Source organism: Flavobacterium filum DSM 17961, from assembly GCF_000425465.1.
In the GTDB taxonomy this organism is placed as follows: Bacteria; Bacteroidota; Bacteroidia; order Flavobacteriales; family Flavobacteriaceae; genus Flavobacterium; species Flavobacterium filum.
This window is the reverse complement of sequence record NZ_AUDM01000004.1, coordinates 1-16657: the sequence shown is the minus strand read 5'-3', so window position 1 is coordinate 16657 and position 16657 is coordinate 1. Positions and strand designations below refer to the sequence as shown.

The 16657-nt window shown below is 35.6% G+C and carries 15 protein-coding genes; 6 read left to right on the top strand and 9 right to left on the bottom strand.

The annotated features are described in order from the left end of the window. Positions 1–74: 74 nt before the first annotated feature. From H601_RS15005 to H601_RS0101430, 5 genes are all read right to left on the bottom strand, one after another. The gene (locus H601_RS15005) at positions 75–572 is read right to left on the bottom strand and encodes a hypothetical protein (RefSeq protein WP_035655396.1); all 498 of its coding nucleotides are present in this window, start codon (positions 570–572) and stop codon (positions 75–77) included. Continuing rightward, positions 569–859 (bottom strand): hypothetical protein, encoded by a 291-nt coding sequence (locus H601_RS0101445; RefSeq protein WP_156900318.1) that lies wholly within the window; start codon positions 857–859, stop codon positions 569–571. Before H601_RS0101445 ends, H601_RS15005 begins: the two co-directional genes overlap by 4 nt. Before the next feature lie 320 nt (positions 860–1179). Further along, a complete protein-coding gene (locus tag H601_RS0101440) occupies positions 1180–2397 on the bottom strand; it encodes an ATP-grasp domain-containing protein (RefSeq protein WP_026709861.1) in 1218 nt (405 codons plus the stop codon). Positions 2398–2400: 3 nt separating this feature from the next. Further along, the gene (locus H601_RS0101435; protein WP_026709860.1) at positions 2401–3813 is read right to left on the bottom strand and encodes a leucyl aminopeptidase family protein; all 1413 of its coding nucleotides are present in this window, start codon (positions 3811–3813) and stop codon (positions 2401–2403) included. Between the two features lie 5 nt (positions 3814–3818). Beyond that, positions 3819–5018 carry an alpha/beta hydrolase gene (locus tag H601_RS0101430; protein ID WP_245571596.1) on the bottom strand — a complete coding sequence of 400 codons (1200 nt, stop codon included), beginning with the start codon at positions 5016–5018 and terminating at the stop codon, positions 3819–3821. Between the two features lie 154 nt (positions 5019–5172). Here H601_RS0101430 and gcvT point away from each other — a divergent pair, with 154 nt between their 5' ends. The 3 genes from gcvT to H601_RS0101415 all read left to right on the top strand — a co-directional run bounded on the left by gcvT (position 5173) and on the right by H601_RS0101415 (position 8960). After that, positions 5173–6255 carry a glycine cleavage system aminomethyltransferase GcvT gene (gcvT, locus tag H601_RS0101425; RefSeq protein WP_026709858.1) on the top strand — a complete coding sequence of 361 codons (1083 nt, stop codon included), beginning with the start codon at positions 5173–5175 and terminating at the stop codon, positions 6253–6255. An 88-nt stretch (positions 6256–6343) separates the two neighbouring features. Continuing rightward, positions 6344–7054 (top strand): YebC/PmpR family DNA-binding transcriptional regulator, encoded by a 711-nt coding sequence (locus tag H601_RS0101420; RefSeq protein WP_026709857.1) that lies wholly within the window; start codon positions 6344–6346, stop codon positions 7052–7054. Positions 7055–7178: 124 nt separating this feature from the next. Continuing rightward, positions 7179–8960: an ABC transporter ATP-binding protein gene (locus tag H601_RS0101415; RefSeq protein WP_026709856.1), complete on the top strand. Its 1782-nt coding sequence runs from the start codon at positions 7179–7181 to the stop codon at positions 8958–8960. A gap of 59 nt (positions 8961–9019) precedes the next feature. Here H601_RS0101415 and capA read toward each other — a convergent pair whose 3' ends face one another. Together capA and H601_RS0101405 are read right to left on the bottom strand one after the other, a co-directional pair. Continuing rightward, on the bottom strand, positions 9020–10060 hold the full coding sequence (gene capA, locus H601_RS0101410) for a cysteate synthase (RefSeq protein WP_026709855.1): 1041 nt from the start codon (positions 10058–10060) through the stop codon (positions 9020–9022). Positions 10061–10141: 81 nt separating this feature from the next. After that, positions 10142–12202 carry a S9 family peptidase gene (locus H601_RS0101405; RefSeq protein ID WP_156900317.1) on the bottom strand — a complete coding sequence of 687 codons (2061 nt, stop codon included), beginning with the start codon at positions 12200–12202 and terminating at the stop codon, positions 10142–10144. Positions 12203–12343: 141 nt separating this feature from the next. Between H601_RS0101405 and H601_RS0101400 the strand changes: the two genes are divergently transcribed. Both H601_RS0101400 and H601_RS0101395 read left to right on the top strand, forming a co-directional pair. Further along, the gene (locus H601_RS0101400; protein ID WP_026709853.1) at positions 12344–12667 is read left to right on the top strand and encodes a YbaB/EbfC family nucleoid-associated protein; all 324 of its coding nucleotides are present in this window, start codon (positions 12344–12346) and stop codon (positions 12665–12667) included. 8 nt (positions 12668–12675) lie between these two features. Continuing rightward, positions 12676–13863, top strand: coding sequence for a hypothetical protein (locus H601_RS0101395; protein ID WP_156900316.1), 1188 nt, complete (start codon positions 12676–12678; stop codon positions 13861–13863). A gap of 4 nt (positions 13864–13867) precedes the next feature. On the opposite strand, the gene H601_RS0101390 is transcribed toward H601_RS0101395, so the two are convergent. Then, positions 13868–14893 carry a threonine aldolase family protein gene (locus tag H601_RS0101390; RefSeq protein WP_026709851.1) on the bottom strand — a complete coding sequence of 342 codons (1026 nt, stop codon included), beginning with the start codon at positions 14891–14893 and terminating at the stop codon, positions 13868–13870. 270 nt (positions 14894–15163) lie between these two features. Here H601_RS0101390 and prfB point away from each other — a divergent pair. Beyond that, positions 15164–16259 (top strand): peptide chain release factor 2 gene (prfB, locus tag H601_RS0101385; RefSeq protein ID WP_156900315.1). Its coding sequence is split into 2 segments (ribosomal slippage): positions 15164–15226 and positions 15228–16259, totalling 1095 coding nucleotides; the frame shifts between segments, so codons are not numbered across the junction. 102 nt (positions 16260–16361) lie between these two features. Here prfB and H601_RS15000 read toward each other — a convergent pair. After that, on the bottom strand, positions 16362–16657 hold a 296-nt coding region (locus H601_RS15000), incomplete at its 5' end, for a transposase (protein ID WP_035655361.1).

Below are 16657 nucleotides of genomic sequence, written 5' to 3'. Positions count from 1 at the left end.
CATAAAGAAATTAATTTTTTTTCATTGATCCTTAATGAATACCTTAATTTTTCTTAATTGCTTAATGTTTAATTTTAGATTAATTTCTTCACCATTTCTATTCTCAACTCCTCCAAATTCTCATAATTCAAATACTTCGCCCAAGTATCTTCATTCAAAATGAGTTTGATTTTTTTGAGAGTTTTGGCGGTTTCTGATGCATTTCGCAACGTAGCTTTTCCATTATAAAAAGGCATGTCTTTATGAAAAAAGTCAGCTGTTTTCTGTTCCCAATTGACTTGAATAAAAAATAAGTTGGCGGTTTCATCATTCGCATAAAAATCGATCCAATTGGCAAAACCAATTTTTGTATGTTGATTTTTATAATCACTTAACGGAAGCAAACGCCAACGGCAATTAGCCACCCTACCCCAATGATTAGAAATCCGATAAACACCCTCTTCTGTAAAATAATATTCACTTCCCGACTTGCTTTTGAACTGCGATTGCTGTAAATCAAAATCCGATTGCGAAACTTCTTTCCAAAGGCAAAAAGTGTGTTTGTGGAAGTTTAAAGCTGAATATTTCTTCAATGTTTGAGATTTATTCTTTTTATGTTTTTTATGTAATATGGAACTCTTTCCTTTTTTAAATAATTAAACAACAAATCATTATCTATTATTCCTTTATGTGCAATGAAATAATCGGAAGAATCTTTTTTATTGATATAAACTACAATAGGTTGATTTTCATTTGTTCTAAAATCTCCTTCCAAATATTTTTTGGACAAAGTTAAATTTGAATCTATGAATACTTTATAGTTTAAAAGGTATTCTTTTATTCGAAAAGATTTATATACTATTTTAGTTTCTGTTACCAAGGCCTGTTTTTTATCATAATCAGACTCTTTGAAAACTTTTTCGTTTTTGCAACTAAATAGCAACAAAAAAAATAAGGCAACTTAATCTAATCATAAAAATATTTTCTCTAAGTTAACTACACCTGACAGGTTTTTGAAACCTGTCAGGTGTAAACATAATTTTTAAAAGCAAAAACAGTGTTTGTGGAAGTTTAAAGCTGAATATTTCTTCATAAAGTTATTTGCCACAAATTTCACGAATTTTCACTAATTTAAAAAAATAACAGTTTGTCAATCAGATAATTCGTGTATATTCGTGTAATTCGTGGCTAAAAAATAAATTAATGCAACTTCTTCACTTCCTGTTGTTGAGCAACAGCCGCAAAATCCTTCACCAATCGTTCTGCATAATCGTCTAACAATTCCCGAACACGTTCGTGCTTATCTGATTTTACAATCAATCCGGCATGGTATTCTAAAGGTACTCTGAAACAGACTTCACTATCGTTAAACCCACTCAAATCTGGATGTTCGTATTTGGATAACGTCAACACTATTCCGGCATATTGTTTTTTAGGAGTTGGAACTTTGTAGGTTTCATAACGAACTAATGCATCTTCAATTTTAGCCCATTCACCCCATAAATTAATTCCGGAAGCGGCTTCCACCATTTCCGCTAAATGAGCTCCACCTACTCGGGAAGACGTTTCTAAAAAGTAAATTTTTCCGTCTTCATTACATTTGATAAATTCAGTATGCGTGGCACCGTGTTTCATTCCAAACGCTTTCATTACTTGCTCATTTACTTTTTTTATCGCTTTATCATCAGCATTATTGTACGGAATGTTGGCACTTCTGAAAATCCCACCGCCTTGCGAAATTTCCATTGGCGTAGCCAAATATTGTGAAGTAATACTAAACAACACTTTTCCGTTAAAATTCAATCCGTCACAGTGATACACCGCTCCGGGTTTGAATTGTTCCACTAAATATTTGATACGATTATCTCCTAATTCGTGAATTTTTTGCCACAATTCCTCTTTAGTATGCACTTTCATAATTCCGGAAGCAGAAGCTTCAGAACGGGGCTTCAACACCCAAGGGGGAGAAACAGTATCCGCAAAGTGATTGATATACTCATCATTGAACAACGCACTAAATGCCGGCACAGGTACACCTTCAGATTGGGCTTTTACCCGCATGGCCAATTTATCTCTAAAATACCTTCCGGTGGTTTGTCCCATACCTGCCATTCGTAGATTTTCTCGCAAAAAAGTAGCTTTTTCCACATCAAAATCGTCTAACGCTACGATGGCATCTACTTTTTCTTTTCGCATCAATCCGGCCACACCGTGCAAAAGCATATCCAAATCCCAATCGATATCTTGTCCGGGCATGTAAAAAATTTCATCAATGGAATCAAATGCCCAAGGTTTATCCCGTAATTTCTCGGAAGTAATCAAGAATACCTTGTTTCCTAATCGCTTCATGTTAATTAAAAAATCATTTCCCTTAAAATAATTGGAAATGCAAATAAATGTTTTGGTAGTTTGCTCCATAACCTATTGATTTTGAATAAAAGTAGTAATTAATTGTACACCAAATGCCGTGGCATGTTTGGTTTTGGCAAATTCATCGTCCACAAATGACACTCCGGCAATATCCAAATGTGCCCAAGAAGGATGATTGTCAGTAAAAAATTCTAAAAACTTCGCAGCTGAAATCGCTCCGGCAACCGGTTTCCCGGAATAATTCTTTACATCGGCAATTTCACTTTCAATATCAGATTGATACGCCTCCCAAAGTGGCAAAGGCCACAAACGTTCCCCAGTTTTGGTTCCGGCCTCTTGAAGTTTTTTAGATAGTTGTTCATTATTCGTAAACAAAGCACCACATTCATAACCAAATGTAGCTACACTGCTTCCGGTTAAGGTAGCAATATCTATAATCGTTTCGGGATTGTAATTTTTGATGAGATATGATAATCCATCTGCTAAAATTAAACGGCCTTCGGCATCGGTATCAATGATTTCAATCGTATGTCCGCTATAACTTTCTATGACATCACTAGGCAAAAAGGATTGAGCATCTACTGAATTTTCGCAAGCCGGTACAATTGCCGTAACACGATGTGGTAATTTCAAATCGGCTATCAATTGCATGGCACCTAAAACGGCCGCACCACCCGCCATATCACATTTCATATGTACCATTCCGGCAGTTTTAATGTTCAAACCTCCCGTATCAAACGTGATGCCTTTACCCACCAAACCAAAATGTTTTTGAGCGTTTTTCGGTTGGTAATCTAAAACAATAAATTGGGCTTCATTGGCACTACCTTTTCCAACAGAAATAAAGGCATGTAATCCGATTTCTTTGGCTTTTTTTGCTCCGATGATCTCCACTTCCAATTTGAATTTTTTGCCTAAATCGATTGACCAATTGGCCAAATGTTTAGGGGTAATTTTATTAGGTGGCAAATCAACCAAATGAAAAGTTTCCAATTGAGCTTGAGCCGTTTTTAAACCCAATTCAACTGCTTTTTGGCGATTGGTGGCACTCACAATATTCAATACCGATCGCACTTCCTGTAACGGATGTACTTTTTTCTCTTTTTTGTAATGTCCCAATTGATAGGTGCCTAAAACTAATCCGTTCACAGCCGCAGCAGCCCATTCATCCGTAAAAAAGTCAGGTAAAAACAGAGACGTTTCTTTTTGAAAAAAAGAGGCTTGCTTTTGAGCCACACGTCTGAATATTTTCTTAAAATCGGTTACCATCGGTTTCTTTCCCAAACCAATAAAAAGATAAACAACACCCACTTTCTCTAACGCATAATGGGTATCTTTCTTTCCGGAAAAAATAGAATTAGAAACCGATAACGATAAATATTGAACAGTTTCCTCTATCTCCAAAACGGGAACCAATACTAAACTTTCTGTTGAACTAACTTTGTTTAAATGCTTTATTTTCATAATTTTTATTCTTCTTTTGTACTAAAAAACAACCATTCGATTGCTTTGGGGAATTCGTCACTCCAATAGATTTCATTGTGCTTGCCAAATTCGTTGATGCTTAATCGCACTTTCATTTTGTCTTCTAACGATTTTCGTTTTAATAATCGCTTTTTAAAGTTTTTTACATGGTCAATCATAGTTGCACTTTCATCTCCGCCGGCATACAAATAAATGCGGGTTTCTTGTGGTTCTTCCATATCTAAAAACGATAATTTTATTTTTGGTACTACCCACAATGAGGGCGAAAAAATCATCAACTTCCCAAACACTTCCGGATACATAATGCCACTGAAAATGCTCACTAATCCTCCCATCGAACTCCCACCTATTCCGGTGTGCTCCCGTTCGGGTTTGGTGCGAAAATTAGTATCTACAAAAGGCTTTAACGTATCGGTTAAAAAACGAATGTATTTTTTTCCTTGACCGGCACCTAAAACGGTATTGCCCACATTGTATTCGATGATTCGTTCATTATCAGCATGCTCAACAGCAATAACAATGATTTTACCGATTTTATACTCTGCCATAACAGCGAGTTTTTTATCAATTTCCCAATTGCCGTATTGGGCTTTTTCATTGAATAAATTTTGAGCATCTTGTAAATACATCACCGGATAATGTTCGGTTGATGTTTCATAATCATGCGGTAACAAGGCCCAAACTTTGCGGGTTTTGTTCAACTGTGGAATTTCAAACTCTTTCGAAATTAAGTGAACTTTGGGTAAAAAGTTGGGTTTAAAAGGCAACCAGTTGTGTCGCCATTTGGCCACATGTTCTTTTCGTACTCCGGAATGTTGTTTACACGAACGGTTTTCGGTTCGGTTTCCGTATTTGTCAATTTCAACCTCACTCCAATCGCCACGGGTAAATTTGTATAATAATTCTTCAGGATATACAAAATCAGGAGCAAATGTGTAATGGTATAAACCTTTGGCCACTTTATCCATTTGGAAACGCTTATCTTGCGTAATCCATTGGTTAAAATTCCCTGAAATATACACCGGTCGGTCATCATCTTCATCGGTAGTAAGCAGGATATTCAGTTGAGGATCAATGATTTCTTTTTCTGTTTGGTGCGATAGCGTATTTTCTTCCGGCTTCATAGTACGAGGTAATTCGTATTCAAAATTTAATAATGAGTAAATATAGGCCTTTCCGCTCATGATAAAAAATTTTTTTTCAGGTTGATGCATTTCTGAAAGAATGAAAAGCAAAGCCTCTTTTTATTCACAATTATCAAATTTATGTACAAAATACCACCTCAAAATCGCATTATTTTTAATACATTAGCCACTTCAAATTTTACAAATATTACACATGAAAAATACAGCGTTAACGCATATTCACGAAAGTTTAGGAGCAAAAATGGTTCCGTTTGCCGGATTTAATATGCCGGTACAATATGAAGGAGTAACAGCAGAACATGAAACCGTACGGAACGGTGTTGGGGTTTTTGATGTTTCCCACATGGGTGAATTTTTACTAACCGGACCAAATGCACTGGCTTTGATTCAAAAAGTGACTTCTAATGATGCGTCAACATTAACCATAGGTAGAGCCCAATATTCGTGTTTACCTAATGCAGAGGGCGGAATTGTAGATGATTTGATTGTGTATCGCATGAAAGAGGAACAATATTTATTGGTCGTAAATGCTTCCAATATTGAAAAAGATTGGAATTGGATTTCGTCTCACAATGATTTAGGTGTGGACATGAAAAACCTTTCGGATGACTATTCCTTGTTAGCAATTCAAGGACCAAAAGCGGTTGAAGCGATGCAAGCCTTAACTTCAGTGAACTTATCAGAAATCAAATACTATCATTTTGAGGTGGCCGATTTTGCCGGAATTGAACATGTAATTATTTCGGCTACCGGCTATACCGGTTCGGGCGGATTTGAAATTTATTGTAAAAATTCCGAAGTAGAACAAATATGGAACAAAGTATTTGAAGCAGGTGCTCCTTTTGGTATCAAACCAATTGGTCTAGCGGCTCGCGATACTTTGCGTTTGGAAATGGGATTTTGTTTGTATGGAAATGACATCAACGATTCGACTTCTCCACTTGAAGCCGGTTTAGGGTGGATAACCAAATTTACCAAAGACTTTGTCAATTCCGAAAACCTGAAAAAACAAAAAGAAGAAGGTGTTTCTCGAAAATTGGTAGGTTTTGAATTGTTGGAAAGAGGAATTCCGCGTCATGACTACGAGATTGTAGATGCGAATGGAAACAATATTGGAATTGTAACATCCGGTACAATGGCTCCTACTGTTGGAAAAGGAATTGGAATGGGTTACGTAAAAACAGAACATTCAGCAATTGATTCTGAAATTTATATCCAAATCAGAAATAATAAAGTATTGGCAAAAGTGGTCAAAATGCCTTTTTATAAGAAGTAAAAGTTTTTGAAATTTTAGTTTAAATACTATTTTTGCACCACAATTTTGAACTTTGGAAAACGAATACAGAACTTTGAAATAAATAGAAATGGGAAGAGCGTTTGAATTTAGAAAAGCACGAAAAATGAAGCGTTGGTCAGCCATGGCCAAAACATTTACCCGAATAGGAAAAGATATTGTAATGGCCGTTAAAGAAGGTGGTCCGAATGCGGAAACCAATTCACGATTAAGAGCGGTTATTCAAAATGCGAAAGCGGCGAATATGCCGAAAGATAATGTGGAAAGAGCGATTAAAAAAGCTTCCGATAAAGATACTGCTAACTTTAAAGAAGTACTTTTTGAAGGCTATGCTCCTCATGGAATTGCTATTTTAATTGAAACAGCTACCGACAACAACAATAGAACCGTAGCGAATATTCGCAGTTATTTTAATAAATGTAATGGAGCATTAGGCACACAAGGTTCTGTTGAATTCATGTTTGATCATACCTGCAATTTCAGAATACCGGCTGAAGGTCAAAATGTAGAAGATTTAGAATTAGAAATGATTGATTTTGGTGTAGAAGAAATCTTTGCTGATGAAGACGGAATCGTAATGTATGCTCCTTTTGAAAGTTTTGGTGCCATTCAAAAAGAACTGGAAAACCGTAATATCGAAATCTTATCTTCCGGTTTTGAACGCATTCCACAAGTAACCAAAGAATTAACCCCTGAGCAAGTGGCAGACGTAGAAAAACTATTGGAAAAAATTGAAGAAGATGATGATGTGATGAATGTGTACCACACCATGCAGGAATAAATCAACTTGAATAGCTATATATAAAACTCCTTCAAAAGGAGTTTTTTTAGTTAGTAAACAATGGTAATTTATACATTGTTGACCCATTTCTTAATTTATTTATTATTTACTTTACAACAAAAAAATGGCCCGATTCAAAGAAAATGATTTACCAAAATCAAAAATAAATACAACTTCATTAAACAAAGCAATTACCATTTTTAGATATGCAGGTGCACATCGCTGGAAGTTTTTTGTAGGTTTACTTTTTTTATTGTTCACCGGTGGTACTGCCCTAGCCTTTCCAAAACTCATGGGAATGCTAGTAGATTGTGTAAAAGATAAAGACCTTAGTGCTGCCAACAATGTTGCCTTATTATTACTCGGAATTTTATTCTTGCAATCCTTTTTTTCCTTTTTTAGAATTTTTCTTTTTGTCAATTTTACCGAAAACACGTTAGCTAATTTGCGTTTTGCTTTGTATGCCAACTTAATCAAATTGCCTATGAACTTTTTTACGCAAAAAAGAGTAGGTGAATTAAACAGTAGAATCAGTTCTGATATTGCCCAAATACAAGATACCTTAACAACAACCATAGCAGAATTTCTGAGACAATTCATATTAATTATCGGCGGTGTAATTCTTTTAGCTAGTGAAAGCATTAAGCTTACCTTGATGATGTTGGCCATTGTGCCCCTAGTTGCTGTTGCGGCGGTTATTTTTGGTCGTTTTATTCGAAAATATTCTAAAAAAGTACAAGATACCGTGGCAGAAAGTCAAGTGATTGTGGAAGAAACATTACAGGGTATTTCTAACGTTAAAGCCTTTTCAAATGAATGGTATGAAATAGACCGCTATCAATCGAAAATTAAAGAAATTGTGTCCATTGCCATTAAAGGCGGACAATACCGGGGCTATTTTGCTTCTTTCATCATTTTTTGCTTATTTGGTGCTATTGTGGGTGTAGTTTGGTTTGGTGTCACTTTAAGTATTGAAGGGGAAATGTCTGTAGGTCAATTGATTACGTTTGTTTTGTATTCTACTTTTGTGGGAGCCTCTTTTGGTGGAATAGCTGAATTATATGCCCAAATTCAAAAAGCGGTTGGAGCAACAGAACGCGTTTTTGAACTATTAGACGAAAAACCTGAAGGTATCAAAAATACTCAAAACGGAACTTCTTTAAAATTAAAAGGTAATGTATCGTTTAATCATGTGGGATTTAGTTATCCTTCCCGAAAAGAAATTACGGTTTTATCCGATGTTTCGTTTCAAGCGACATTTGGACAAAAAATTGCTTTAGTGGGTACGAGTGGTGCCGGAAAATCCACTATTTCCGCTTTACTGCTTCGTTTTTATGATGTGGACAAAGGTGAAATTATCATTGACGAAAAAAATATCCAAGAATATGATTTAGCTGAACTTCGTGGAAACATGAGTATCGTGCCACAAGACGTCATTCTTTTTGGTGGGAGTATCAAAGAAAACATCGCCTACGGCAAACCGGATGCTACTTTTGAAGAAATAAAGTTGGCTGCTCAACAAGCTAATGCCTTAGAATTCATTAACGGATTTCCGGAACAATTTGAAACCCTCGTAGGCGAAAGAGGAATTAAACTCTCGGGCGGACAACGTCAACGCATTGCAATTGCCCGTGCATTACTTAAAAATCCAAGTATTTTAATCTTAGATGAAGCAACTTCTTCTCTTGATAGTGAAAGTGAAAAACTAGTTCAAGAAGCTCTGGAAACACTGATGAAAGGCAGAACGAGTATCATCATTGCTCATCGTTTATCCACTATTCGCACAGCGGATACCATTTTGGTATTGAATAATGGAATTATTGCTGAACAAGGAACACACAAAGTACTAATGGAAGTTGAAAATGGTATCTATAAAAACTTGAGTAATCTTCAATTTTCAGAATAAAAAAACGCCAAGCAAATCACTTGGCGTTTTATCTATATTCTATTATCTAAAAAATAAGCTTACTTAATAAATTCTATTTTCTGAACTTCTTCCATGTTTATGCTGTCAAAGAAGCCTTGCTCATTCATCCAATCATCACTGAATACTTTGCTCATGTAACGTGAACCATGATCAGGGAAAATCGCAATTACATTAGAATTGGAATCAAACTCCCCTTCCTCAGCAAATTGACGAATGGCTTGTACTACTGCACCTGAGGTATATCCTACAAATAATCCTTCTTTAACTGCAATTTCACGAGTAGTGTGAGCACTTTCCTCGTCGGTTACTTTAATGAATTTGTCAATTACGTCAAAATCAGTAGCTGTAGGAATTAAATTTTTTCCTAAACCTTCAATGCGGTAAGGGTAAATTTCTTCGCTATCAAACTCTTTCGTTTCATGGTATTTTTTTAATACTGAACCATACGCATCAACGCCTAGAATTCTGATATTCGGATTTTTCTCTTTTAAATATTTTGCAGTACCGGATAATGTTCCTCCTGTTCCACTGCAGGCTATTAAATGAGTAATTTTACCGTTGGTTTGTTCCCAGATTTCCGGACCGGTTGTTTTGTAGTGGGCATCAATATTTAATTGGTTAAAATATTGATTGATGTATATTGAACCTTTCGTTTCTTCGTGTAAACGTTTAGCAACATTATAATATGAACGTTCATCATCAGCTGAAACGTGTGCGGGACAAACATACACTTTTGCTCCCATACTACGTAACATATCAATTTTATCTTTAGATGATTTAGAACTTACCGCTAAAATACAATTGTAACCTTTGATGATACTTACCATCGCTAAACTAAATCCTGTGTTTCCTGAAGTAGTTTCAATGATGGTATCTCCTGGTGAAAGTATTCCTTGACGCTCAGCTTCTTCAATAATATAAAGTGCTATTCTGTCTTTTGTAGAATGACCAGGATTGAATGCTTCTACTTTAGCGTAATAATTACCTTCTAGATTTGATGTGACGTTGTTGAGCTTTATTAGAGGAGTGTTTCCTATTAAATCCAACACACTATTATAAGCTTTGATTTGTTCTTTCATAAAAAATATGTTAGTCAAGGTAAAATTTTTATAAAATTTTTGTAAACCTTAGAACCATGCAAATGTATAAAAAAAATTGATTTATTTCTTAATTCCTTCTAAATCTAATAAAAAACTAAATTCTTTTGCTAATTCCTTCAAGGCTTCAAACCTTCCGGATGCCCCACCATGACCGGCATCCATGTTGGTGTCTAAATACAAAACTTTCTTATCTGTTTTTAAAGTTCTCAACTTTGCCACCCATTTTGCCGGTTCCCAATATTGTACTTGCGAATCATGTAAGCCTGTGGTAACCAACATGTTTGGGTAATCTTGAGCCTTAACATTGTCATAAGGCGAATAGGACTTCATATAATCGTAATACACTTTATCATTCGGATTTCCCCACTCATCATATTCTCCGGTTGTTAACGGAATAGAATCATCTAACATAGTGGTAATGACATCTACAAATGGAACAGCCGCTATCACACCATTGTATAATTCAGGAGCCATATTCACAATAGTTCCCATTAATAAGCCACCGGCAGATCCACCTTGTGCATACAAATGTTTTGAACTTGTAAATTTTTGTTCAATCATAAATTTTGAACAGTCAATAAAATCGGTAAACGTGTTTTTCTTTTTCAATAATTTTCCGTCTTCATACCACTGTCTACCCATGTCTTCTCCTCCGCGAATATGAGCAATAGCATAAATAAACCCTCTGTCTAACAAACTTAAAATAGTGGAATCAAAATTGGGTTCCATTGAATAACCATACGAACCATATGCATATAACAATAATGGATTATTACCGTCTTTCTTCATTTCCTTACGGTACACTACTGAAATCGGTATTTTGGTTCCATCCGTCGCAGTGGCCCAAACTCGCTCTTCTTTATAATTGTTCTTATCAAATTTTCCTCCTAAAACCTCATACTCTTTTTTGATTTCTTTGGTTTTGGTTTTCATGTTAAAATCAATCACGGAATATGGCGTGGCCAATGATTGATAGCCATAACGTAAAATATCGGTATCAAAGTCGATATTGGTATTTGTCTCTGCTGAATAGGTTTCAATGTCAAACGGCAAATAATAATCTCCACTCTTGTCCCATGGCATGATTCGGATTTTATTTAAACCATTTGAACGCTCTTCTACTACTAAATAGTTTTTAAAAATCTCAATTCCTTCAATCAACACTTTTTCATCATGTGGAATAACATCCACCCAATTGGAAGAAGCAGTGGCATTATCCGGTGTTTTCATCACTTTAAAATTAGTCGCTTTATCCTTGTTGGTCACAATATAAAAGTGATCATTATAATGTGAAATATTATACTCCAATCCTCTCACACGCGGTTGAAATACCTTAAATTTTCCATTCGGTTCATTTGCATTTAAAGTTTGAAATTCTGACGTCAACGTACTGGTACTCCCAATCACAATAAATTTTTTCGATTTAGTTTTGGCAACATATACGGTGAATGTTTCATCTTTTTCAAAATATACTAATTCGTCTTTTTTGGCATCCGTTCCTAATACATGTTTGTGAATCTTATCCGAACGCAACGTCTTTTTATCTTTTGTAGAATAGAATAACGTCTTGTTATCATTTGCCCAAACCGACTCTCCGTTTACATTCGGAATTTTATCCGCTAAAATTTCACCGGTTTCTAAATTTTTTACTTGTAAAGTGTAAATTCTTCTCCCCGTTTCATCCGTAGCAAAAGAAACCAATTTGTTGTCTTCGCTTACATTGAGTCCGGATAGTTTGAAATAGGCTTTGCCTTTGGCCATCTCATTACAATCAAACATGATTTCTTCGTTGGCGGTCAAACTTCCTTTTTTTCTTGAAAAAATGGGGTATTCTTTCCCTTTTTCAAAACGGGTAATGTAATAATAACCATTGTATAAATACGGAACCGACTCATCATCCTCTTTGATTCGGGCTTTCATTTCATCAAATAATTGTTGCTGAAAATCTTTCGTATGAGCTGTCATTTTTTCATAATAGGTATTCTCATCCTTTAAATATTGAATTACTTCAGGATTTTCGGGGTCGTTTAACCAATAATAGGAATCAATTCGCTTGTCACCGTGTTTCTCTAAAACGGTATCTTTTTTCGCCGCCATCGGCGGAACAAGGTTTTCTGACATGGTTGTCTCTTTTTTAGCACAAGAAGTTGCAAAAATAATGCAAACTAAACTTAAACGTATCGTAAATTTCATAAAAAAATGCTTACTCAAAACTATGCAATATACTACATTTGTAAATGAATAACGATAAAAATTATTAACATGTTTGGCGACTTAATGGGCATGATGGGTAAATTGAAAGAAACCCAGCAAAAAATTGAAGAAACAAAAAAGCGATTAGACCACGTTTTAATTGATGAACAAAGCAATGACGGACTTTTAAAGGTGACGTTAACGGCTAATCGAACCGTAAAATCAATTGAAATTGATCCTTCTCTATTGGATGACAAAGAACAACTAGAGGACTATTTTATTTTGGTTATGAACAAAGCGATTCAAAAAGCAACCAACGTAAATGAAGCTGAATTAGCTGCCGTTGCCAAAGAAGGTATGCCGAATATCCCTGGTATGGATATGTTTCGATAAACAAAGTAATGAGCAAAAGCCTACATCTTTTCATTCTCCTTTTGGTGGTTGTACAATTTAGTGCTTTTGCTCAACCTTCCTTTTACATATCTGTTGATTTTAAATTCTTTGAAAATGATAAACCCTTAACACCTAAAGAATTTGATAAAAAGTATATCATTATCAACCCATCCAAGCATAAAAATAAACACCCAAATTATCATTTTAACCCAACTAACAAAACCTTCTCGGTGGGCGGAAGCGTAGTTTATAATGATTTGATTATTGATATTATCAAACAAAAAGATACCATGCAATTGGTTTTTAAAACCAAAGGTGGAACCAGAAAACAATTTGCTATTGAACATTTGTCATTTAAAGAAGGTACTTTTTTCATCGAAGAAGAAAAGCTTACAAGATTAGACATCCAGAATAGTAAATCCAACTACTACAATGCATTATTGACTTCTATTAGCGACCAAACCTTCCAACAAAAAGAAAATTTTCTGTTGAAAGAAATAAATAAACAGAAATTGAAATACGGCATAGATGATGATGACTTTTTACCCAAAAAGGAAATCGAATTAATCGAAATATCAGGCTTAAAAGACCAAAAAATACTCACGACATATCAAAATTATTTGGTAAAGAAAAACTTTGTAGATCAACCGGAACATGATCGAATAGAGGATGGAAAAGTCATTTATGCTCCTGACAACCGTTTCAAAATCTTTATCTTCAAAGGAGAAAGTTGTGGGGCAAATTGCCATACTTTTTACAATTCTTTTCTCCATTTTAATTTAGATAAGAAATATCCAACTGTCGTAGAAACGAATTTCTTCCCAATTGATAAAATTATCCAAATGGACGAATCAAATTACATTGTCTTACACTCAGGCTATGATGGTGGCGGAATTTATTCAGAAGAACACTATGTAGCAACTATAATTACGCTTAACAAAAACAAAATAAAGATTGGAAAATTTTCACTTTCCAATATGCATCAAAGCAACAAAAATGAAACTGAAATACAAATAACCGCCAGACAATCCGAATTGGAAGACGGAACTCCTTTTGGTATGAAATTTAACCCCCAAAACAAAATGGTGGAATATCAATATTTCATTACCAACCAAAATACCGGTGATAAACGAAGATATTCCGGTAAACTTATCTATGAAAATGGCATTTTCAGATGGCTTTCTAAATCGGGATAATTCACTAAAACGACATCTTCTCTAACGCTTCCATTACATACGAATGCATCACTTCTTTGTAATCCAAATGGGTCACCATTCTCAATTTTCCTTTGCCTAACGAACTGATGGAAATGTTTTTCTGTTTTAATTTTTCAATCACCAATTCGTCTTTGATGTGCGGTAAAACGGAAAAAATCACAATATTCGTCTCTACTTCTTCCACCGATTGTACCCAATTTGTTTTGGATAACACCTCCCCTAATTCCTTTGCACGTCGATGGTCTTCTGTCAATCGCTCAATGTTGTGTTCCATCGCATATAGTGCCGCAGCTGCCAAATAACCGGCTTGTCGCATGCCACCGCCCAATACTTTTCGAATGCGTAAGGCTTTAGGATAATCCTTTTCACTCATCAACAAAACGGAACCAATTGGTGCTCCCATTCCTTTAGAAAAACAAACCGAAATGGTGTCAAACAAAATCCCGAATTGCAACGGGTCTTGGTTTTTGGCTACCAAGGCATTCCATAATCGTGCTCCGTCTAAATGGTATTTTAATCCGTGACGGTCGCATACTTTACGAATGGCTATTAAATCTTCTATTTCATAACACGCTCCTCCACCTTTGTTGGTTGTATTTTCTAAGGAAACCAATGTGGTTAACGGACTATGGTAAAAATCCGGTGGGTTGATGGCGGCTTCCACTTGCTCGGCTGTAATCATCCCGCGATTACCCTCCAATAAACGACAGGAAACCCCACTGTTAAAGGAAACTCCTCCTCCTTCGTAGTTAAAAATATGGGCATATTTATCGGCAATCAATTGCTCTCCCGGTTGGGTGTGTAATTTGATGGCGGTTTGATTCGCCATAGTTCCGGAAGGAAAAAACAAGGCTTTTTCCATCCCAAAAAAAGCAGCCGTATAGGCTTCTAATTCATTAACCGTAGGGTCGTGTTTGAATACATCATCACCCACTTTTGCCGTAAACATCGCCCTTAACATGTCTAAAGAAGGCTTGGTTACCGTATCACTAATTAAATTTATTTCCATGCGTAAAACACTGTATTGCTTATATTCTTTTTCTTATTTGTACTTTATATTTACTTCATTTTCACCCTTACAATCCTTAATATGCCTTATATGGTTTAAACAAAATAATCACCAAAAAATCTAAGTATTAGCCAATCATTAAATCAATAGCATTTCTATTTTTAATTTGACAAAGCTCATTATTATTTATGGCAAAAAATCACTTTTCTTTTTGATTAGGACAAATCACATCTTGTCCCTACCTTTGCAAAGAACAAAACTACAACAATTATGACAAATACCGAACAAATAAAAGGTATTGTAGAACGCCTTGGTGCGTTGAGGAGGTATCTTTGACATCGATAAGAAGTTAATTGAAATTACCAACGAAGAAGAAAAAACCTTCGACCCTACCTTTTGGAACAACCCAAAAGAAGCTGAAATCGTGGTCCGCGACTTACGTTCCAAGAAAAAATGGGTAGAAGATTACCAAAAAGCAGTCAATTTATCGGAAGAATTACAAATGGTTTTTGAATTTTTCAAAGACGGCGATGCTACTGAGGAAGAAGTAGATACCGTTTTTGAGCAAACCAATACCTTAATTGAAAACCTTGAGTTCAAAAACATGCTTTCTGAGGAAGGCGACAACCTGAGTGCCGTATTGCAAATTACTGCCGGTGCAGGTGGTACGGAAAGTTGTGATTGGGCTTCGATGCTCATGCGAATGTACCTCATGTGGGCCGAAAAAGAAGGTTACAAAGTAAAAGAATTGAACTTTCAGGAAGGCGATGTGGCCGGAATCAAAACCGTAACCCTTGAAATTGAAGGCGATTATGCCTTTGGTTACCTCAAAGGGGAAAACGGTGTGCATCGATTGGTGCGTATTTCACCGTTTGACAGTAACGCCAAACGCCATACTTCTTTTGCTTCTGTATATGTGTATCCGTTAGTGGATGATACGATTGAAATTGAAATCAATCCGGCCGATTTAGAAATCATCACCTCTCGTTCGAGTGGTGCAGGTGGACAAAACGTGAACAAAGTAGAAACGAAAGTGCAGTTGTTTCATAAACCAACCGGAATTCAAATTCAATGCTCTGAAACGCGTTCACAACAAGACAATCGTCAACGGGCGATGCAAATGCTTCGTTCGCAATTGTATGAAATTGAATTGAACAAACGAATGGCTCAACGGGCCGATATTGAAGCCGGGAAAATGAAAATTGAATGGGGTTCACAAATCCGAAACTATGTGATGCATCCTTATAAATTAGTCAAAGACGTTCGAACCGCTCACGAAACCAGTGATGTTGAAGGTGTGATGAACGGCGAAATTGATGCGTTTTTGAAAGCGTATTTGATGATGATGGGACAGAAGGAGGAATAGTTAAGAGTTTAGAAGTTTAAAGGTTTAAAAGTTTAAAAGGGGTTGGTGGTTAAATGGTTTGTATTTTGTTAAATAGGGGAGTGTTCAATAAACTGTGTCATTTCATTTTATTCTATCACTAAAATACGCATTTAAATCATTTTGAATAGCAGACCAGTGAAAAATTTGTCCATTCCATCTAGTTTGTGCATTCATAATAGCTAAGTATACCTGTTTTAGGATTGCGTTTTCTGAAGAGAATGCACCTTTAGTTTTGGTTACTTTTCGTATCATTCTGTGATAACTTTCTATTGGATTTGTTGTGTACATTAGTCTCTTTAAATGAGGTGAATACTTGTAAATATTAGCTAGTCTATCCCAGTTTTTATCCCAGCTCCTAAATATTGCAGGGTATTTTT